At 72.2% G+C, this 19,727-nt stretch carries 15 protein-coding genes and 3 pseudogenes; 10 read left to right on the top strand and 8 right to left on the bottom strand.

Annotated elements, in window-relative coordinates; translation table 11 throughout:
- Positions 1 to 165 precede the first annotated feature (165 nt).
- A complete protein-coding gene (locus tag JN350_RS06580) occupies positions 166 to 846 on the top strand; it encodes a hypothetical protein (protein WP_205462047.1) in 681 nt (226 codons plus the stop codon).
- 85 nt (positions 847 to 931) lie between these two features.
- Positions 932 to 3,357: pseudogene (locus JN350_RS06575) on the top strand (excinuclease ABC subunit UvrA).
- 332 nt (positions 3,358 to 3,689) lie between these two features.
- Here JN350_RS06575 and JN350_RS06570 read toward each other — a convergent pair.
- The 5 genes and pseudogenes from JN350_RS06570 to JN350_RS06555 form a co-directional block, all read right to left on the bottom strand.
- Positions 3,690 to 6,791: a choice-of-anchor G family protein gene (locus JN350_RS06570; protein ID WP_205463992.1), complete on the bottom strand. Its 3,102-nt coding sequence runs from the start codon at positions 6,789 to 6,791 to the stop codon at positions 3,690 to 3,692.
- Between the two features lie 162 nt (positions 6,792 to 6,953).
- Positions 6,954 to 7,538 (bottom strand): KUP/HAK/KT family potassium transporter, encoded by a 585-nt coding sequence (locus JN350_RS20670; RefSeq protein ID WP_461964377.1) that lies wholly within the window; start codon positions 7,536 to 7,538, stop codon positions 6,954 to 6,956.
- Positions 7,518 to 8,797, bottom strand: a pseudogene (locus JN350_RS06565) (KUP/HAK/KT family potassium transporter); the annotation flags it as partial. The gene JN350_RS20670 and the pseudogene JN350_RS06565, both read right to left, overlap by 21 nt.
- A 456-nt stretch (positions 8,798 to 9,253) precedes the next feature.
- A complete protein-coding gene (mtnN, locus tag JN350_RS06560) occupies positions 9,254 to 9,964 on the bottom strand; it encodes a 5'-methylthioadenosine/S-adenosylhomocysteine nucleosidase (protein WP_205463991.1) in 711 nt (236 codons plus the stop codon).
- A 78-nt stretch (positions 9,965 to 10,042) separates the two neighbouring features.
- Entirely contained in the window at positions 10,043 to 10,930 is an 888-nt protein-coding gene (locus JN350_RS06555) for a serine hydrolase domain-containing protein (protein WP_205463990.1), read from the bottom strand.
- A 195-nt stretch (positions 10,931 to 11,125) separates the two neighbouring features.
- On the opposite strand from JN350_RS06555, the gene JN350_RS06550 reads away from it, so the two are divergent.
- Positions 11,126 to 12,142 carry a zinc-dependent alcohol dehydrogenase gene (locus JN350_RS06550; protein WP_205463989.1) on the top strand — a complete coding sequence of 339 codons (1,017 nt, stop codon included), beginning with the start codon at positions 11,126 to 11,128 and terminating at the stop codon, positions 12,140 to 12,142.
- On the top strand, positions 12,142 to 12,951 hold the full coding sequence (locus tag JN350_RS06545) for a hypothetical protein (protein ID WP_205463988.1): 810 nt from the start codon (positions 12,142 to 12,144) through the stop codon (positions 12,949 to 12,951). Before JN350_RS06550 ends, JN350_RS06545 begins: the two co-directional genes overlap by 1 nt.
- On the opposite strand, the gene JN350_RS06540 is transcribed toward JN350_RS06545, so the two are convergent.
- Together JN350_RS06540 and JN350_RS06535 are read right to left on the bottom strand one after the other, a co-directional pair.
- Positions 12,844 to 13,506, bottom strand: a complete 663-nt coding sequence (locus tag JN350_RS06540) for a response regulator (protein ID WP_205463987.1) — start codon at positions 13,504 to 13,506, stop codon at positions 12,844 to 12,846. The two genes, JN350_RS06545 and JN350_RS06540, sit on opposite strands and share 108 nt — an antisense overlap.
- Positions 13,503 to 14,291: a sensor histidine kinase gene (locus tag JN350_RS06535; RefSeq protein ID WP_205463986.1), complete on the bottom strand. Its 789-nt coding sequence runs from the start codon at positions 14,289 to 14,291 to the stop codon at positions 13,503 to 13,505. The genes JN350_RS06540 and JN350_RS06535 overlap by 4 nt, the downstream gene beginning before the upstream one ends.
- A gap of 535 nt (positions 14,292 to 14,826) precedes the next feature.
- Between JN350_RS06535 and JN350_RS06530 the strand changes: the two genes are divergently transcribed.
- The 4 genes from JN350_RS06530 to JN350_RS06515 all read left to right on the top strand — a co-directional run bounded on the left by JN350_RS06530 (position 14,827) and on the right by JN350_RS06515 (position 17,510).
- Entirely contained in the window at positions 14,827 to 15,387 is a 561-nt protein-coding gene (locus JN350_RS06530; RefSeq protein ID WP_205463985.1) for a hypothetical protein, read from the top strand.
- Positions 15,388 to 15,403: 16 nt separating this feature from the next.
- On the top strand, positions 15,404 to 15,928 hold the full coding sequence (locus JN350_RS06525; RefSeq protein WP_205463984.1) for a hypothetical protein: 525 nt from the start codon (positions 15,404 to 15,406) through the stop codon (positions 15,926 to 15,928).
- Positions 15,929 to 15,990: 62 nt separating this feature from the next.
- Positions 15,991 to 16,542 (top strand): cysteine hydrolase family protein, encoded by a 552-nt coding sequence (locus JN350_RS06520; protein WP_205463983.1) that lies wholly within the window; start codon positions 15,991 to 15,993, stop codon positions 16,540 to 16,542.
- A gap of 137 nt (positions 16,543 to 16,679) precedes the next feature.
- Positions 16,680 to 17,510, top strand: coding sequence for an SDR family NAD(P)-dependent oxidoreductase (locus JN350_RS06515; protein WP_205463982.1), 831 nt, complete (start codon positions 16,680 to 16,682; stop codon positions 17,508 to 17,510).
- 62 nt (positions 17,511 to 17,572) lie between these two features.
- Here JN350_RS06515 and JN350_RS06510 read toward each other — a convergent pair whose 3' ends face one another.
- Positions 17,573 to 18,208: a TetR/AcrR family transcriptional regulator gene (locus JN350_RS06510; protein ID WP_205463981.1), complete on the bottom strand. Its 636-nt coding sequence runs from the start codon at positions 18,206 to 18,208 to the stop codon at positions 17,573 to 17,575.
- 132 nt (positions 18,209 to 18,340) lie between these two features.
- Between JN350_RS06510 and JN350_RS06505 the strand changes: the two genes are divergently transcribed.
- Positions 18,341 to 19,270, top strand: a complete 930-nt coding sequence (locus JN350_RS06505) for an alpha/beta hydrolase (RefSeq protein ID WP_240347588.1) — start codon at positions 18,341 to 18,343, stop codon at positions 19,268 to 19,270.
- Positions 19,192 to 19,641, top strand: a pseudogene (locus tag JN350_RS20665) (SDR family NAD(P)-dependent oxidoreductase); the annotation flags it as partial. The gene JN350_RS06505 and the pseudogene JN350_RS20665, both read left to right, overlap by 79 nt.
- Positions 19,642 to 19,727 lie beyond the last annotated feature (86 nt).

Here is a 19,727-nt window from a genome sequence, read left to right as displayed (position 1 = left end):
GGTCCAATCCGTTTGCCGGAGGCCCCGAATCACCTGCACAGACCGGGAACCACCCGGAGCGCTCACCAGCCGCACATTGCTGGTTCTCCACCCTGCACCAGGGTGTGTTCGGCGCGCACACAGCAGCCGCGCCGAGCGCGACACCTCAGCAAAGGACAGATCACCATGCGCAAGAGCCTGAAGACCTCCATCACCCTCGCCACGACCGGCGCCCTCGTGCTCGGCGGTGCCGCGTTCGGCATCTCCTCCGCCCAGGCCGCCACCCCGACCATCCACACGGTCTCGTCGTCGTCGTCGAAGATCCCCGCACCCGTCGCATCCGTCCCCGAGGTCCTCGGTGGCTCCACCGCCGTGAAGCTCGACTCCGGCTTCACCGACGCCCTCACCGCCCTCAAGCTCACCCCCGGCGTCTCCGGCGACGCAACCCTCGCCGACGGCTCCGTGTCGTTCCCGATCACCGCCGGGTCGGTCACCTACTGGTCGCCGGACGGCAACTACAAGCCCTACGTGCAGGGCCTGCTCAACCACGACGACTCCGGCCTCACCCTCAAGGCCGGCGACACCACCGTCACGCTCGAGAACTTCGTCGTGAACCCGGGCTCCTCCAAGCTCTACGGTGACGTCCTGGTCAACGGCAAGGTCGCCGCGTCCAACGCGTACCTGTTCGAGCTCTGGGGCGGTTCCCTCAAGCCCCTCCAGCTCGAGGGCGACAACGCCATCCTGACCGGCACCACCGTCCACGTCTCCGAAGACGCCGCCGGCCTGCTGAACAAGACCTTCGGCACCGACGCCGTCAAGCGCGGCCTCCTCGTCGGCACCGCCACCATCACCGCACAGATCAAGTAACACCAGCACCACACGTGCAGGGCCGCCCCGGGCAACCGGGACGGCCCTTCACCACGTTCAGCAGCACCCGCCTACCATCGAGCAGATGCCCGCTCCCCGCTCGACCGTGACCGACGACCAACCGGGGCCCGACGACTTCATCCGTGTCCGCGGCGCCCGTGAGCACAACCTGCGGGACGTCGACGTGGACATCCCGCGCAACCGCATCGTCGCCTTCACCGGCGTCTCCGGCTCCGGCAAGTCCTCGCTCGCGTTCGGCACGGTGTTCGCCGAGGCGCAGCGCCGCTTCCTCGAGTCCGTCGCTCCCTACGCCCGACGGCTCATCGCGCAGGGCTCGACGCCGCACGTCGACTCGATCACCGGGTTGCCGCCCGCTGTGGCCCTGCAGCAGCGCCGCGGTGCTCCGAGCAGCCGTTCGACCGTCGGCACGCTGACGACCCTGTCGAACTCGATGCGCATGCTGTTCTCCCGCGCCGGCACCTACCCGTCCGGGGCCGACCGGCTCGAGTCCGACTCGTTCTCACCGAACACCGTGGCCGGGGCCTGCCCGCGGTGCCACGGACTCGGCATCGCCCACGAGGTCACCGAGGCCTCGGCCGTCCACGACCCGTCGTTGAGCATCCGCGACGGCGCGATCACGGCGTGGCCCGGGGCGTGGCAGGGCAAGAACCTGCGCGACGTCACCGCGGTGCTCGGCTACGACATCGACGCGCCGTGGCGTGAGCTCTCCCGACAGGACCGCGACTGGTTGCTGTTCACCGAGGAGCAGCCCGTCGTCCAGGTCCACCCCAAGCGCGACCGCGTCGCGAAGCCGTACAAGGGACGGTTCTGGAGCGCACGCCAGTTCGTGATGCACACCCTCGCCGACTCGCAGAGCGAGACGCAGCGGACCAAGGTGCTGCAGTTCGTCGAGTCCGGTCCGTGCGGCCTCTGCGGCGGGACCGGACTGACCCGGGCAGCGCTGGCGGTCACCGTCGGCGGCCACTCGATCGCCGACCTGAACGGCCTGCCGCTCACGGCGCTGGCCGACGTCCTGCGCCCGATCGCGACCCTGACCGACGCGGCCGCAGCGACCTCGCGTGCGTCGTCCGGTGAGCACACCGAGGTCGCCGTCGCGATCTCCCGCGACCTGCTCACCCGGGTCGAGGTGCTCGTCGGCCTGGGCCTCGGGTACCTCGCGCTCGACCGGGCCACCCCGACGCTCTCCCCGGCGAGACGCAGCGCCTGCGCATCGCGACACAACTGCGCTCCGGCCTGTTCGGTGTCGTCTACGTGCTCGACGAACCGAGCGCCGGCCTGCACCCCGCCGACGCCGAGTCCTTGGTCGAGGTCCTCGACGACCTGCGCGCCGGCGGCAACAGCGTCTTCGTCGTCGAGCACGACATGAGCATCGTGCGGCGCGCCGACTGGATCGTCGACGTCGGCCCGGGCGCCGGGTCCGGCGGGGGCACCGTCCTGTACAGCGGCCCCGTCGACGGTCTCGCCGACGTCGAGGCATCGGTCACCCGACGCTTCCTGCACCCGGGCGACCGGAGCGACGGCGAGCGCACCGTCCGGTCCCCCGTCGGGACCCTCGAGCTGCGCGACCTCACGCTGCACAACCTGCAGGGTCTCGACGTCGACCTGCCGCTCGGGGTGCTCACCGCGGTCACCGGCGTGAGTGGGTCCGGCAAGTCGTCGCTCGTCGGCGGGGTCCTGCCCGGCGTCGCGACGTCGCACCCGCTCGTCGACCGTGTCGTGCAGGTCGACCAGAAGCCGATCGGCCGAACCCCGCGTTCGAACCTCGCCACCTACACCGGGCTCTTCGACGCCGTGCGTGCCGCGTTCGCGGCGACCGACGACGCGAAGGCCCGCGGCTGGACCGCCAGCCGTTTCTCGTTCAACGTGGCCGGCGGTCGGTGCGAGGTGTGCCAGGGCGAGGGCTCGGTGTCGGTCGAGCTCCTGTTCCTGCCGGGCAGCTGGGCGCCCTGCCCGGAGTGCCACGGTGCGCGATACAACGACGAGACGCTCGAGGTGCAGTGGGACGGGGCGTCGATCGCGGACGTGCTGAGCATGACCGTCGACCAGGCGGCGCCCTTCCTGGCGTCGCTGCCGGCAGCCGCCCGCGGGCTCGAGGCCCTGCGCCAGGTCGGCCTCGGCTACCTGCGACTCGGACAGCCCGCACCGGAGCTGTCCGGCGGCGAGGCCCAGCGCATCAAGCTCGCGACCGAACTGCAACGCGCGCGCACCGGGCACACGCTCTACCTGCTCGACGAACCGACGACGGGCCTGCACCCTGCCGACGTCGAGCTGCTGACCGCACAGCTCGCACGCCTCACCGACGCCGGCAACACCGTCGTCGTGGTCGAGCACGCCATGGACGTCGTCGCGAGTGCGGACCACGTCATCGACATGGGGCCCTCCGGCGGCGAGGACGGCGGCCGCGTCGTCGCCACCGGCACCCCGGCCCAGGTCGCGGCGTCCACCGAGAGCCGGACCGCACCGTACCTGCGGGAGCAGCTCGGGCACTGATCGCACCCACCCGCGGACGGGAGGCCCGTGGCGGCCCCGCACCGCGCCTCCCGTCCGCCGGTGCGTGCGCATGTTCCGACGTTCCACGCGTCGATCAACCGGTGCTGTGTCGCACGATGCACACGCATCTGGTGCGTGCGCATGTTCCGACGTTCCACGCGTCGATCACGTGGTGGATCGTCGCACGGTGCGCACGCATGCACGCGCACGCGCACGCGCACGCACCCGCACCCGCACTCGCACTCGCACGCCCGCACGCACGCACTCACTCACGCACGCACGCAGCAGCGCCCGCCGGGACGGATCCCGGCGGGCGCTGCTGGTGGTGCGGACTAGGCCCGACGGAAGCGGCGGGCGATGGTGAGCCCGACGCCCGCGAGCATCAGCAGGATCGCGAAGGCGATCACCGGGGCCGGGTCGCTGCCCGTGTAGGCGAGCGTCCCGTTCGGGCCGGTGCCGCCGGCGCCACCGGTGCCGGCGGTCGCGAGACGGACGGTGAACGTCACCGGGTCGGACGCCGCCGAGGTGCCGTCAGCGCCGGTCTGGGTGGCGGTGATGGTCACCGTTCCCGGGCCGAAGCCGACGATCGGCGTGCACTTCCAGGTGCCGTCGGCCGCGACGACCGCGGTGCAGACGATGACCGTGCCGACGGTGACCGTGACGGTCGCGCCGGGCTGGCCGGTGCCGGTGATCGGCGGGTTGGGCGTCGTGACGGTGCCACCATCCGTCGGCGAGGTGATCACCGGCGGCGGGGTCGTCGTGGTCGACGCGGGGTTGTAGGTGTAGACGAGCGGGTCGGAGGTGCCACCCGGGGTCGTCACCGTGACCTCGACGTCACCGGCAGCGTGCGCCGGGGTCGTGAAGGTGAGCGTCGTGCCGTCGTCCGACACGCTGTCCGGCGTGATCGGGTCGGAACCGTCCACCGAGACCGTGGAGTCGTCGGTGAAGCCGGTACCCGTGACGGTCACGACGGTGCCACCCGCGGCCGGACCGTTGTCCGGGTCCAGCGCGGAGATCGTCGGGACCGCGGCCGGGGCCGGGTTGTACGTGTACGGCAGTGGCGCCGAGGTGCCGGAGCCGTTGGTGACGGTCACGGGGACCGCACCGGCGGTGTGCGCCGGTGTCGTGAACGTCAGCTCGGTGCCGTCGTCCGACACGCTGTCCGGAGTGATCGGGTCGGAACCGTCCACCGAGACCGTCGAGTCGTCGGTGAAGCCCGTGCCGGAGACCGTGACGACCGTGCCACCGGTGACCGGACCGTTGTCGGGGTCCAGCGCCGTCAGCGTCGGAGCCCCGGCGGGTGCCGGGTTGTAGGTGTACGTCAGCGGGTCCGAGGTCCCTGCGTCGGTCGTGACCGTCACCTCGACCGGACCGGCGACGTGCGCCGGGGTCGTGAACGTCAGCTCGGTGCCGTCGTCGGAGACCGACTCCGGGTCGATCGGGTCGGAACCGTCGACCGACACGGTGGCGTCGTCGGTGAACCCGGTGCCCGTGACGGTGACGAGCGTGCCGCCGCCGACCGGCCCGTTGTCGGGGTCGAGCGTCGTGAGCGTGGGCACCGCTGCGGGTGCCGCGTTGTAGGTGTAGTCGAGCGGGTCCGAGGTACCGGCAGGCGTGGTGACCGTGACGTCGACCGTCCCGGCGTCGTGCGCCGGCGTCGTGAACGTCAGCTCGGTGCCGTCGTCGGAGACCGAGTCCGCCTCGATCGGGTCGGAACCGTCGACCGACACCGTGGCGTCGTCCGTGAAGCCCGTTCCCGTGACGGTGACGACCGTGCCACCGGCGACCGGCCCGTTGTCGGGGTCGAGCGCGGTGATCGTCGGGACCGCGGCCGCGTCGTCGGTGTAGGTGAAGTCGAGCGGGTCGGATTCACCGGCGGGCGTCGTGACGGTGACGTCGACCGTGCCGACGACGTGCGCCGGCGTGGTGAACGTCAGCTCGGTGCCGTCGTCCGAGACGGAGTCCGCCTCGATCGGGTCGGAACCGTCGACCGACACCGTGGCGTCGTCCGTGAAACCGGTGCCCGTGACGGTGACGACCGTGCCACCGGCGACCGGCCCGTTGTCGGGGTCGAGCGCGGTGATCGTCGGGACCGCGAGCGGACCGGCGTTCGGGCCGACCGCAGCCGAGGCGAGGTTGACGACGGCGGTGCCGGCGGCCGGCACCAGTGCGACGCGCAGGGCACGCTGGGTGAAGACGCCGTCGGCGCTGGTCTCCTGCACGTTCGCCTGGAGCGACACGACGGTCGTCAGGGCGTCGGCGAGGGGCGTGATGACCGTCTCACCGAGGCCGGCGACGACCTCGTTGATCGGGGCGACGACCTGCGCGAGGACCGGGTTGATGATCGGCAGGACCTGCCCGACCGGCAGCTGGACGCCGAGCACGGTGACCGAGAGGCCCTGCAGTGACGTGGTGAGCTGCGTGACGACACCCTGCAGCGCGGTGGTGACCGCCGGCAGGAGTTGGGTCGTGAGCGCGTTCGTGATGTACGGCAGCAGCTCGGTGTTCGGCGGCAGGTTGTTGATGTCCAGGCCGGCGTTGGTCAGTACCGCGGCGACGTCGACCGTGATCGCACCGGTCTGCAGGTTCGCCGTGATCGACCCGTCGGCGCTGGTGACGTCGCCGGTGGCGGAGTCGAGCACCGCGACGAGGTCGGGGATGCCCGCGACCTGGACGAGCGGGCCGAGCACCGTGAGCAGTTCCTCGAGGTTGTCCACGGTCGGCTGCAGCGTGCCGAGCGTCGTGCGGAGATCGGTGACGGTGGTGCCGAGCGCAGGGCTCGTCAGCGACAGGTCGAGTCCGGCGATGCCGTAGTCGCCCGTCTGCGCACCGTCCGGACCGGCTGCCTGGGCAGCGGTGGCCGAGACGGCGCCGACCTCGAGCTGGGCGTTCGCGAGTGCGCCCGCCAGGTCGGCCCCGATGAGTCCGGAAAGGTCGAGCGTGGCGTTGGACTGCGGGACGCCGTCCTGGCCGCCGACGCCGATCCCGCCGGTGTTCGTCACCGCGCCGGACGCGGCGACGGAGCTGCCGTCGGCGTCGGCGGCGGCGTACTGGTTGACGGCACCGAGGGTGAGGATGCCGTTGTTCCCGAGCAGGTTGAGGCCCCCGCCCAGGTTGACGTTGACCGCGTTGAGCGCGGTGACGTCGAGCGGGTGGACGTCGGTGTCCGTGGCCCCACCGGTGTTGACCGCGTCCGCCGGGGTCACGGTGAGGATGTCGTCGAGGTTCAGACCGAGCGCGGAGCCGCTGAGGAAGCGCCCCTGCCCGGTCGATGCGACGGGCGCTGCCGTCGCGGGGGCGGCGGCGAGGATGCTGCCGCCGGCGCCGAGGAGGGCGGCGGTGACGATCGCGACGCCCTTGCTCCGGCCTGACCATCGGGTGGAAGTGGACGCCCCTGGGTCTTTCTGGGCGCGCTCGAGTACTCCAAGCCTCATGTGGCTTCGCTCCTGATCCTGGTGCTGGTCCGGCAGTTGGTGATGCTGCCTGCAGCTGTGGTGTGGTTCCGATGAGCGTAACCCTGAACGGGTGCACAAGACCATCACCCCCGAACGGGGGCCTGCGCTCCGCGGATGCGGAACGCAGGCGCATGACGTGCGTCAGATCTCGACGTCGCTGCCCATCGTCACGGTCCGCTGCGCGGGGAGACCGAAGCGTGCTGCGGGGTCGGCGGCATTGTGGGCGAGTCCGACGAAGAGCTTCTTCCGCCAGGCCACCATCCCCCGGTTGCCGGGCATCGGACGGAGGGCTCCGCGGGAGATGAAGTAGGACGCCCGGAGCACTTCCTCCGGGTCGATGTCCAGGACCTCGGCCAGGCACGCGGCGTGCAGGGCCTTCGGCAGGTCCTGGTCGTCCGAGAACCCGAACTTCACCGTGATGTGGTCGATGCCGTCGTCCTCGTAGCCGAGGTCGTCGCGGAAGAACGCCTTCGCGTGCGGGACGTGCGGCACGTTGGCGGTGAGCACCGAGACGATCAGGACGGTCCGGTGCACCACGTGGTTGTGCTCGACGTTGGCCCGGAGCGCCAGCGGCGTCGTCTCCTTGTTCGGGTGCGGGAAGACCGCCACCCCGGGCACCCGCGGGATGTGCTCCTGGTTGATGCGGTCGATGAACTCGGCGAGCGACCCCTCGCGTTCCTTGCGTTCCTCCTGCACGAGCGCCCGGCCACGGCGCCACGTCGTCATCACGGTGATCACGGCCAGGGCGATGAGGAGCGGCACCCAACCGCCGTGGATGATCTTCGACAGGTTGCCGGCGAGGAAGGTCAGCTCGAGCCCGCCGAACGCCACCGCCGCGACGACGAGCTTCCAGGTCGCCCACTTCCACAGCGGGCGGACGACGAGCAGGAGCAGGAGCGTGTCGACGACCAGGGCTCCGGTGACGGACACCCCGTACGCGGTCGCCAGGTTCGCCGACGACCGGAACGCGAGCATGATCGCGAGCACGCCGATGAACAGCAGCAGGTTCACCGCGGGCAGGTAGATCTGCCCGCTCTCCCGCCGCGAGGTCTGCCGGATCGTGAGCGGCGGCAGCAGCCGAGCTGGACGGCCTGGCGGGTGAGCGAGAACGCCCCGGAGATGACGGCCTGGCTCGCGATCACCGTCGCGAGCGTCGCCAGCACCACCACGGGCAGCCGCAACGCGTCCGGGAACAGCAGGAAGAACGGGTCCTTCGCCGCCGACGGGTCACGCAGGACCAGCGACGCCTGCCCGAGGTAGTTGAGGACGAGCGCCGGGAACACCACGAAGAACCACGCCTTCAGGATCGGCGACCGTCCGAAGTGCCCCATGTCGGCGTAGAGCGCCTCGGCACCGGTGATGACGAGCACCACGGCCCCCATCGCCACGAACGTGATGTACGGGTGCGCGAAGGCGAACGAGATCGCCCACGTCGGCGAGAGCCCCTGCAGGACGCCGGGGTGCTCGAGGATGTGCGGGACGCCGGCGGCGGCGATCACGACGAACCAGAGCAGCATGACCGGGCCGAACAGGTTGCCGACCTTGCCGGTGCCGAAGCGCTGCACCGCGAAGAGCACGACCAGGATGACCGCGGCGATCGGCACGATCAGGTGTTCGACGGACGGCGCTGCGGTGCCGAGCCCCTCGACCGCGGACAGCACCGACACGGCCGGGGTGATCACGGAGTCGCCGTAGAAGAGCGAGACCCCGACGATGCCGATCACCAGGAAGATCACCGCGCCACCGCGACGCTTCGCGTAGAGCCGGCGGGCCAGGGCAGCGAGCGCCATCACCCCACCCTCGCCGTCGTTGTCGGCGCGCATCAGGATCAGGACGTACTTGATCGAGACGATGATCGTGATGCTCCAGAACATCATCGAGATGACGCCGTAGACGTCTTCCTGGTTGGCCTTCACCAGGCCGTCGTCGATCGTGAACACCGTGCGCAGGGCGTAGAGCGGACTCGTCCCGATGTCGCCGAACACGACGCCGAGTGCGGCGAGCGCCAGGACGGCGACGCCCTTGCGCGGGCCGTGGCCGCCGTCGTCGGTGGCCTCGGTCGTGGGGGTGGTGTGGTCCGTCGGCTTCGACGGTTCCGTCGGGGTCTCGGAGCGGGTATCGGTCACGCTCGGCACTTCCGTCTCCGGCCGTCCGGGCGACGGCCGCCGCTCATCATCGCACCGTGCGCGGGATGCGCTCGCAGGTGGCGCACATGCGTGCGCACCGCGGCTCTCGACGTGCGCTGCGATCCCGAATCCGCGAAAGCGACAGCGTGCCGCGAACAGTTCGCGGAGATCTGTCGCGATGCCGGACCGGACGGTGCCCCGTGCCGCAGGATCGTCGCTTTCGCGGGCAGCACCGGCTCTCGACGTGCGCGCAGGGCGGACGGGAGGCACGGGGCGGGCCCGCACCGCGCCTCCCGTCCGCCGGCGGGCCGGGTCTCAGGGACGCAGGCCGCGCACCAGGTCGTGGACCACGCGGGCGGCGCGCGCCGCGGCACCGTCCAGGTGCTCGCGGAACTCGGCACCGTCGGGAGCGCAGAGGTCGCTGATGCAGCGGACCGACACGAACGGCATGTCGTGGACGTGGGCGAACTGGGCGATGGCGGCCGACTCCATGTCGACGGCGGCCACGTCGGGGAAGGCGCCGCGGAGCGTCCGGGCGCGCCCCTCGGTGACGAAGACCTCGCTCGAGCCGATCGTCGCCGAGCGCAGCGGCCAGGCGATGTCGGCGGCCATCGCCAGGTCCACCAGTCGGGCGTCCGGGGCGTACCCGGTCGGCATGCCGGGGACCTGGCCGAGGGCGTAGCCGAACGCGGTGGCGTCCGCGTTGAGGTTGACGTACCGGTCGCCGACGATCACGTCCCCGATCGCGATGCCGTGCATGAGGCCGCCAGCGGTCCCGACGCTGATCACGGGGATGCCGGGTCCGAAGTCGTGGAAGCCGTGTGCGACCGCGGCGGTCGCGTTCGTGAAGCCGATGCCGCTGCGGCGGACGGCCACGGTGGCGCCGCCGATGTCGAGCAGCTGGTGCGGGTCGTGGCCGCCGACGGGCCCGTCGAGGATCGGGACCCCGCCGAACAGGTCGGCGAAGGCCGAGACCTCTTCGCTCATGGCCGCGATGATGATCGCGACGGGCGTCTGTTCCTGCACTGATCGATCCTCGCACGGCGAGGACGCGACGGCTGCCAGCGACGGCCGCCGGCTACCGCTGCCAGCGACGGCCGCCGACTACCGCTGCCGAGCGAGCTCTTCGGCGACGAACGCGGCCATCGCGTCGGCGCCGAAGTGGTCGTCGGCGGTGATCGTGACCACGGTGTCGCCGTCGGGGTGGTCGTCGAACAGCAGCATCTGCCCGTACGCGCCGTGCAGCCGCCACAGCTGCCCCGGACCGCCCCAGCCGGCCATCGCGTAGCGGTGGTAGCCGGGTCCGGTCCCCTCGCGCTCGACCCAGTCGGAGTGCATCGCGTCGCACCAGCGGGCGCTGACGATGCGTTGCCCGTCGACCACGCCGCGGTCACGGATGAGCCGGCCGAGGCGCGCGAGTTCCTCGGTGCGGAGCGCCAGGCCCTCACCGGCGGCGACGTACCCGTTCGGGCAGCGCAGCCATTCCACGTCGTCGATGCCGAGCGGGTCGAACAGGCGCCGGGACACGAACGCGCCGACGTCGCCGACGCGGGTCTCGAGCACGCGCATGGCGGTGTAGGTGCTGACGTTGGCGTACTGGAACACGCGACCCCGCGAGGGCCGTCGCAGGAACTCGGCCGCCAGGTCCGGCCAGTCGGTCAGCTCGGTCGCCGACCAGGGCATGTCGATCCCGCTCGTCATCGTGAGCAGGTGTCGGAGGGTGACCTGGTCGACGCCGTCCCCGAACACGAACCCGGGCAGCGATGCGGCGATCGGTTCGTCGACGTCCACCAGGCCCTCGTCGGCGGCGATCCCGGTGGCGAGGACGCAGACGCCCTTCGCCGCGGAGTGGATCTCCTCGCGCACGTCGGGCGTCCATCGGTGCTCGGCGACGTCGTCGTCGGCAGTCCGGACGTGCAGGCCGTGGGCGACGAAGCCGGTCGCGTCCACGTACCGGACGATCGCGTCGAGGATGCTGGTCGCGGTGGTCACACGCCATCCTCTCGCGTGCAGCAGACTGCGTGCCCTGAACGGGACCGGACAGCCGACGGGAGGCACGTGGCGGGTCCGCCACGGGCCTCCCGTCCGATGACCCGGCGCTACTGCGATCGCAGTACGTGCGCAGGTCGCCGTCTTGGTCAGATGGTTCCGTCCCGAGCCGCCCGTGCTCGTGACGTGAGGAGCACCATGCGCACCGTCGTCGTCACCGGCCCCGGATCCGTCGAGATCCGCGACGAGCCCGTCCCCGAGGTCGGCCCTGCCGACGTCCTGATCGCCGTCAAGGCGTGCGGGGTCTGCGGCTCCGACGCCTTCTACGCCGCGCGCGGCGGCATCCCGCCGCGTGAGGGGCACACGCCCCTCGGACACGAGGTCGCCGGAGAGGTGGCCGCCGTCGGCGACGCGGTCGAGGGCATCGCCGTCGGCGACCACGTGGTGGTGAACCCGATGGGCGACCCACGCGGGATCATCGGCAACGGCGGCCCCACCGGCGGGCTCTCCGAGTTCCTGCTCGTCGAGCAGGCCGTGCTCGGCACCAGCATCGCCCTGGTCCCGCAGGACCTGCCCTGGCAGGTGGCCGCGCTCAACGAGCCGATGGCGGTCGCCCTGCACGCCGTCAACCGGACCGCGCCGCAACCGGGTGACAGGGTCGTCGTGTTCGGTGCCGGCCCGATCGGGCTGGGTGCCGTGATCAGCTACAAGGCGCTCGGCGTCGGGCACGTGGTCGTCGTCGACGTGGTCGCGTCGCGGCTCGAGAAGGCCCTGCTCGTCGGAGCCGATGCCGTCGTGAACTCGGCGGACGAGCCGCTCGACGAGCGCCTGATCGCCCTGCACGGCGAAGCACGGGACGGCGTGGGGCACGGCGGGAAGTCCGGCACCGACGTCTGGCTCGACGCCGCCGGGGTGCCGGCCACCGTGCAGACGGCGCTGCGCCTGGCGAAGCACCGCGCGACGATCGGCGTCGTGGCGGTGCACAAGCGGCCCGTGGAGGTCGACTTCGGTGACCTGCTGGCCGTCGAGCCGACGATCGTGACCGCGATGGGGTACCCGACCGAGATCTTCGACGTCACCGAGCACATCATCGCGAACCCTGAGGCGTACGCGCAGATCGTCAGCGACGTCTTCCCGGCGACCGACGTGCTCGAGGCTCTCCGGGTGGCTGCGACCCCCGGTGCGGCCGACAAGGTCGTCGTCACGTTCGACTGATGCCGGTGACCAGGAAGGTCGCCGTGCAGTACGCCGTCACGGTGTGGCGGGATCGGCCGCGCCGCGGGCTCGTGCTCGCCGTGCTGTCGGTGCCGAGCAGCCTCGTGATGGCGGGGTGGAAGGTCGTCCTGTTCTGCGCGGCTCCCTCGTTGTTCCTCGCCGCGACCGTGGTCTTCACGCTCGGGGTCGCGGCCGCGAAGGTCTGGGCCGTTCGTCGGCACCGGCTGTCGTTCGCGTTCGATGCGGCGAACGGCGACCGGATGCGGTTCCGGCAGGCCGGACACCGGTGGATCGGGGGTGCGGTGACCGCGATGTCGGTCGTGTTCGTCGGGTGCAGCGTGCCGATGCTCGTCGGGCGGGCGCACCCCGTGCACTACGACCAGTGGGTGGCGATCGTCATCGCGGCGGCGACGTTCGCGGAGCTGGGCATCGGGGTCTGGGGTGCGGTGACCGCGCGCAAGGACGGGGAGCCGCTCGTCGAGGCGACGAAGCTCGTGAACATCGCCGCCGCGGTGGTCCTGCTCGTGCTGACCCAGTCGGCACTGCTCTCGTTCGCGGGCAGCGCCGAGGACGCTGCTGCGTCCACGGGTGCGAGCGGGGTGTTCCTCGGCGGCGTGGCCGCGGTGATCGGGCTCGCGATGGCGCTGCGACGGTTCCCGGAAGCGCCGGCGCCTCGGTCGGCGCCTCGGCCGGCGCCGACCTCAGTCGACCAAGCCGGCCTGGAACGCGAACGCCACGAGCTGGGCCCGGTCGCGGGCGTCGACCTTCGCCATGGCCCGGTTCACGTGGGTCTTGACCGTGAGCGGTGAGAGGAACAGCTCGGCGCTGATGGCGTCGATGCCCTGACCTCGGCTGACCATCGCCACGACGTCGCGCTCGCGAGCGGTGAGTGCCTCGAAGCGCCGGGTCATCTCGGGGTCGACCGAGGACGCGGGTGTGCTGGCGACCTGTCCGATGAGCGCCGCTGCGGCCGCCGCGGACAGGGCGCCCCCGCCGGCTGCGACCTCCTCGATCGCCGCCACGAGCTCCGCCGGACCCGCGGCCTTGCTGAGGAACCCGTTCGCCCCGGCACGCAGCGCCGCGAAGACGAGTTCGTCTTGGTCGAAGGTCGTCAGCATGACGATGCGCACCTGCTCGGCGGTGCGGTCGGCGCGGATCCGTCGGGTCGCCTCGACCCCGTCGATGCCCGGCATCCGGATGTCCATCATGACGACGTCCGCAGGGACCGACAGCGCCGTCTGCACCGCGGCGAGTCCGTCCCCGGCCTCGCCGACGACCTCGAGGCCGTCCTGCCGGTCGAGGATCGCGCGGAGCCCCAGTCGGATCATGTCCTGGTCGTCGACCAGGATCACTCGTGTGCTCATCGTGCTCCGTTCGCGGTGGGCAGGTGGACCCGGACGACGAACAGCACGCCGTCCGCCGCAGCCTGGACGGATCCGCCGACGGCGGCGACGCGTTCGCGCATGCCGACCAGGCCGAGCCCGCCCGTCCGGCCCGCGACGGGCTCGTCCGCCGGGGTCCGGCGACGTGGGTTGCAGACCTCGAGCACCAGGTCGTCACCGGCGCGGGCGAGGGTGACGGTCGTCCGGCCCTCACCGTGTCGATGGGCGTTGGTGAGCGACTCCTGCAGCACCCGGTAGACCGTCACACCGATCGGCACGGAGACCGGACCGACGTCGTCCAGGCGGGCATCGACATCGAGGCCGATCCGTTCGTACGAGGCGACCAGTCCGGGCAGCTGCGCGATGCCTGGAGCCGGCGCCGTCGGGTCGTCGAGGTCGGCGCCGCTGCTCGACGCCGAACGGAGCACCGTCAGGACGTGCTGGGTCTCCGTCAGGACGTTCCGCACGCCGTCCCGGGCGGCGTCCAGCGCACGCCGGGCCTCGTCGGCCCCGGCGGGCAGGGTGACCTCGGCGACCCCGAGCTGCATGCTGACCACCGCGATCTCGTGCCCGATGACGTCGTGCAGGTCCCGCGCGATCCGGACGCGTTCCTCGGCCACGCGGCGCTCGGCCTCGAGTTCCCGCGTGGCGACGGCATCGGCGGCGCGCTGTTCCAACGACGCCCGGTACTGGTGCTGCACCCGCAGCCCCGAGCCGATGGCCGCCGCGGCGACGACGGAGATGAGGGCGCCGAGGGCGGTCGGCACCGCACCGCCCTCCCCGGCGCGAGGAGCGTGCCGATGACCACGCCGGGAGCGACGATCGCCGCGGCGCGGACCGGGTGCCCCTGCCGCGAGGACACCGCGAACAGCAGCAGCACCGCGCAGCTCCAGGTCACGATCGGCGACCAGCCGGACAGTCCTCCGAGCACGGGGGCGACCGTGGCGAGCCCGAGCGCTGTCCACGGTGTCCACGGCGCCGCGACGACGGCGAGCACGGTCGCGGCGACCGCGATGCCGGGCCCCGGGCCGGCATCGGCCGCGATCACCCGGCCCGACTCGATCGCGCACGCGAGCAGGACGACGGCGGCCGTGCCGCGGAACACCCAGCGGTCGTCGGGACGCCAGGAACCCCAGATCGCCCGCAGTCGCCGCATGCACTCATCCTGTCGTGCGGGTCAACGGTCCGGCTACTGCGAACGCAGTAGTCGGGGGTACCACCGATCGGGGACCTGCCCGCGGCGCGTCCCCGGGACGATCGACACCAGGCCGGAACGATCCGGCACCGACCGGAGGAACCACCATGACGCTGACGAACACCGCCACTCCCGCTGCCACTACGTACGACTACTGCACCGTCGACGTCCCACGGGGCAAGGACGCCCTGTACACGGACACCTACCGCAACTTCGGCTGGACGTCCGACGGCTCGGACCGGACGGGCGCACTGAACCGTCGGCGCACCCTCGGCCTCCGCCGCGACCGTGCCGACCGCTCCGTCGAGCTGACCGAGCTCCAGCAGAACGCCGAGGCCGCCCTGGCCACGATCGACTCGCTCGAACGCTCCCGCACGACCGCGGCGTCGGTGGTCGCGTACGCGCTCGGCGCGATCGGCAGCGTCCTGCTGGCCGCTTCGGTGTTCGCCATGCAGGACACCGTGGCGGTCCCCGACCTGCTCGGCGGGCTCGACCCGGTCACGGTGTTCCTCGTCGGGGCCGGTGGGCTGGTCAACTGGGCGATCGCTCCCGTGGCCTTCCAGCTCGTCCGCGCGGCGCGCACCAAGCGGATCCGTCCGGCCGTCGACCGCCAGTTCGACGTCGTCTACGGCGCGTGCGAGGCGGCCAGTCGCCGCCGGACCGCCTGAGCGCGGGCCGAGCCCGATGACGAACACCATCGCCCGGACCGGCGCTGTCCTGCACGCGCCGGTCCCCCGCCACCTGGAGACCCGGGTGCTGTACGCACCGACCGCGTTCGTGCCGCTCCACCGGCACACCCTGGAGCAGTTCGGCTGGACGGTGACCGTGCAGGGCGGACGGCTCGGCACGACGTCCCTGCTGCTCCAGCGGCTGCGCACCCGGCTCGACCCCGCACGACCGATCCTCGAGCGTCGTGCCGAGCGGGCGCTGGCCCGGATCGCCGCCCTCGAGCAGCAGCCGGCCCGGTTGGCTGGTGTCGTCGCCACCGCGGGCTCCGCGGTCGCCCTGCTGGCGGTCGCGCTCGGCGGTCTGCTCGCCCTCGGCGGGGACCCGACGCTCGTGCCGGTCCTCGTCGGTGCTGGCGCGTGGATCGCCGCTGTTGCCGCTGCGCCCGGCATCCGGTCGTGGCGCACCGAGCGGAACCAGGCAGCACTCAGCCGGGAGTACGCCGCGATCGACGCGTGCACGCACCCACCGACCGACCGGTGACCGCGACCGGGATACCGCAGACGCAGTACACGCCGCGCCCGACGATCGAGCACCCTGGACCGGTGCCCCGAACCCTCACCGAACACACCGCCCTGCTCGTCGTCGACCTGCAGGCCGGGACCGCGCCGTACCAGCGCACCCACCCCGTCGAGACCGTCGTGACCAACGTCGAGACCCTTGCCCGCGCCACCCGGTCCGCCAGCGGAACGGTGGTCTTCATCCGCCACGACCCCGCCGCGACACCGGCCGGCACGACCCAGTACGGCGGCGGCCCGCGTCCGGCCCCGGTCGCCTACGGCTCCCTGCTGCTCGAACGGGCCGACGCCGACGGCAACCTCACCCGCGGCGGGTGGAGCGCCTTCGCCGGCACCGGCCTCGACGAGCGGCTCCGCGCCGACGGCGTCACCGAGGTGATCGTGGTCGGCCAGGCGACGACGTTCGGCGTCGAGTCCACGGCTCGGGCCGCGTACGACCTGGGCTTCGACGTCGTCCTCGTCGAGGACGCCACCAACGACCCGGACCCCGACGCCCACGCAGACCGGTTCCGGTCGGTGTTCCCCGCGCTCGGCGTCGTCACGCAGACGGCCGACCTGGCGGGGCCGGGCGCGGCCTGAGCGGCGACCGGACGGCGGACGGGAGGCCCATGGCGGACCCGACCCGTGCCTCCCGTCCGTCACGTGGTCCGTTCAGGGCCGACCCTGTAGGACGGACGCAGCCGAGCGCACGCTCGCCCCCGACCCGAGGAGCACCCATGGCCGCGAAGACCATCGTCATCACCGGCGCGAGCGACGGCATCGGCGTCGCCGCTGCGCGGGAGCTCGTCCGCCGCGGGAACGAGGTCGTGGTGGTCGGTCGCAACCCCGCGAAGACCGAAAGGGTCGCCCGCGACCTCGGCGTCGACCACTTCGTGGCCGACTTCTCGGACCTGTCCGCCGTCCGGGGGCTCGCCGACGACCTGCTCGAGCGCTGCCCCCGGATCGACGTGCTGGCCAACAACGCCGGCGGCATCTTCAGTGCGGGCCGTCAGGTCACCGTTGACGGCCACGAACTGACGTTCCAGGTCAACTACCTGGCGCCGTTCCTGCTCACGGAGCTGCTGATGGACCGGCTCATCGCGTCCGGCGGAACGGTCATCAACACCTCGAGTGTGGCGAACAAGCTCTTCGGCCGCGTCGACATCGACGACCTCGACGCTGAGCGGCACTTCCGGGCCACCAAGGCCTACGGCGACTCGAAGCTCGAACAGATCCTGTTCACCAAGGAACTCGACCGCCGGTACCGCGACCGAGGCGTGACGTCGACGGCGTTCCACCCCGGCACGATCAGCACCGGGTTCTCGAACGACAAGACCTCGCCGATGTACCTCGTGTACCACACGCCCCTGCGCCACGTGTTCCTGACGACCCCGGAGAAGGGTGCCGACACACTCGTGTACCTGGCCGACAACACCCCCGGTCGCGACTACCCGACCGGCGAGTACTACGTGAAGCGCAGGGTGGCGGCACCGAACGCGCAGGCCGAGGACGCCGATCTCGCACGCGAGCTGTGGGACCGGAGCGTGGCGATGCTCCACACCGCCTGACCGGGAGCGTTCAGCGCGCTACGCGCCGGTCGTCGGCGCGCTACGCGCCGGTCGTCGGCGCGCTACGCGCCGGTCGTCGGCGCGGGCGTGACCGGCGGCTGCCCCTGCCGCAGGCCGGTGACCAGCAGCGTCACGATCGCGCGGACGTCGTAGGCCGGGTCCTGGGGGCTCCACGCGACCAGGTCGCCGACGGCGCGGAGCAGCTGGTACGGCGACACCGACGCGACCACCTCGCCCGATGCACGAGCGGCGTCGAGCATCCGGCCCAGCACCGGGACGAGCTCGTCGACGAACAGCGTGTGCAGCGCGGTGAAGCCGTCGGCGTCGCCCTCCCACACCCGCGCCAGGCCGTGCTTCGTGCCGAGGAAGTCGACGAACTGGTGCACCCAGCGCAGGATCGCGTCGAACGCGGTCGGCGCCGAGTCGAGCAGCACCGGGCCGGCCTCGGCCAGGGCCTCGATCTGGTGCCGGTAGACGGCGACGACCAGGTCCGAGCGGGTCGGGAAGTGCCGGTAGAGCGTGCCCACTCCCACGCCGGCGGCGGCAGCGACCTCGCGCACCGGCGCACCGACGCCGGACGCGGCGAAGACACCGGCCGCGGCGTCGAGGATCGTCCGCTCGTTCCGTTCGACGTCGCGGCGACGCCGGGGCGGCGCGGTGTCGTCCGACGGCGCGGTGTCGTCCAACGGCGTGCTCATCCCCCGATCATCGCACGGTCTGCGCACGGAACGGAACGACGATCCGTTTCGCTTGCAATCCGGAGCGCGGTTCCGTATCGTTCCGGAACGTCGCTCCGTTTCGAGTGACGTCCGCTTCCGGAAGGACTCCCGATGCCAGCAACAGCACCGCACCCCCAGGTGATCAGCGTGCGCCCCGTCACCCTGCCCGCGCCGACACGCGGCCACGACCTCGAGGTCCGGATCACCGCCCCGACCACGGGCACCGAGCTGCCCGTGATCGTCTTCGCCCACGGCTTCGGGCAGTCGATGACCGGCGGCGACCCCCTCGTCGATCACTGGACCGCAGGCGGGTTCGTCGTCGTCCAGCCCACGTTCCTCGACTCGACGCAGTACGGCCTGGCACCCGACGACCCGCGCACCCCGACGATCTGGCAGACCCGTGTCGACGACCTCGAGCGGGTCATCGACGACCTCGACGTCGTCATCGCCGCCGTCCCCGGTCTCGCCGGACGTGTCGACCAGGCGAACCTGGCGGTCGCCGGGCACTCGTGGGGCGGCCAGTCCGTCGGCATGCTCCTCGGCGCCCGGGTGATCGGGTCGGACGGACAGCCCGGCGAGGACCGCACCGACCACCGCGTGCGCGCCGGGGTCCTGCTCTCCACCACCGGGATCGGTGGAGCCGACCTGACGCCGTTCGCGCAGGAGCACTTCCCCTTCATGAGCCCGGACTTCAGCCAGCTGCACACCCCGTCGCTCGTCGTCGCCGGCGACCACGACCAGTCCCGGCTCTCCACGCGCGGGCCGGACTGGTTCACCGACGTCTACCACCACAGCCCCGGCGCCCGGCACCTGGTGACCGTGCACGGCGGGGAGCACCTGCTCGGCGGCATCCAGGACTACGCGTCCACCGCCACGACCGACGAGAGCCCCGAGCGCGTGGACCTGGTCCGCCGCACCACGACGGCGTTCCTCCGGACCGCGCTCGGGCTCGACGACGACGCGTGGTCCGCGACGGCCGACGCCATCGCCTCCGCCGAAGCCGCCGTCGGCCACATCGACTCCAAGGAGGACCACTCGTGATCACCGACCAGCACCCGCTCCCCACCCCCTTCACCGCGTCGTCCACCGCCGCCGAGGTCCTCGACGGCGTCGACCTGACCGGGCGCAACGTCGTCGTCACGGGCGGCCACGGCCGCCTCGGCCACGAGGCCAGCCGCGCCCTCGCCGCCGCCGGTGCCGTCGTCACCATCGCCTCCCGCGACACCGACCGCGCGAGCGCCGCCGTCGCCGGCATCCCCGGCGTCCGGGTCGAGCAGCTCGACCTGACCGATCCGGCGTCGATCGACGCCTTCGCCGCACGCTGGACGGCCTCCGGCCGCCCGCTCCACGCCCTGGTGAACAACGCCGCGATGCTCTTCACACCGGACCGGCGGCTCGACGCCCGCGGCAACGAGCTGTCGTTCTCGACGTCCCACCTCGGGCACTTCCGGCTCACGCGGGCGCTCCTCCCTCCCTGCTGGAGGCCCGTGGTGCGCGG

The organism is Curtobacterium sp. 24E2 (genome assembly GCF_016925595.1).
Classification (GTDB): Bacteria; Actinomycetota; Actinomycetes; order Actinomycetales; family Microbacteriaceae; genus Curtobacterium.
Note: the sequence above shows the minus strand (reverse complement) of the source record. Positions and strands in the feature narration are given on the sequence as shown.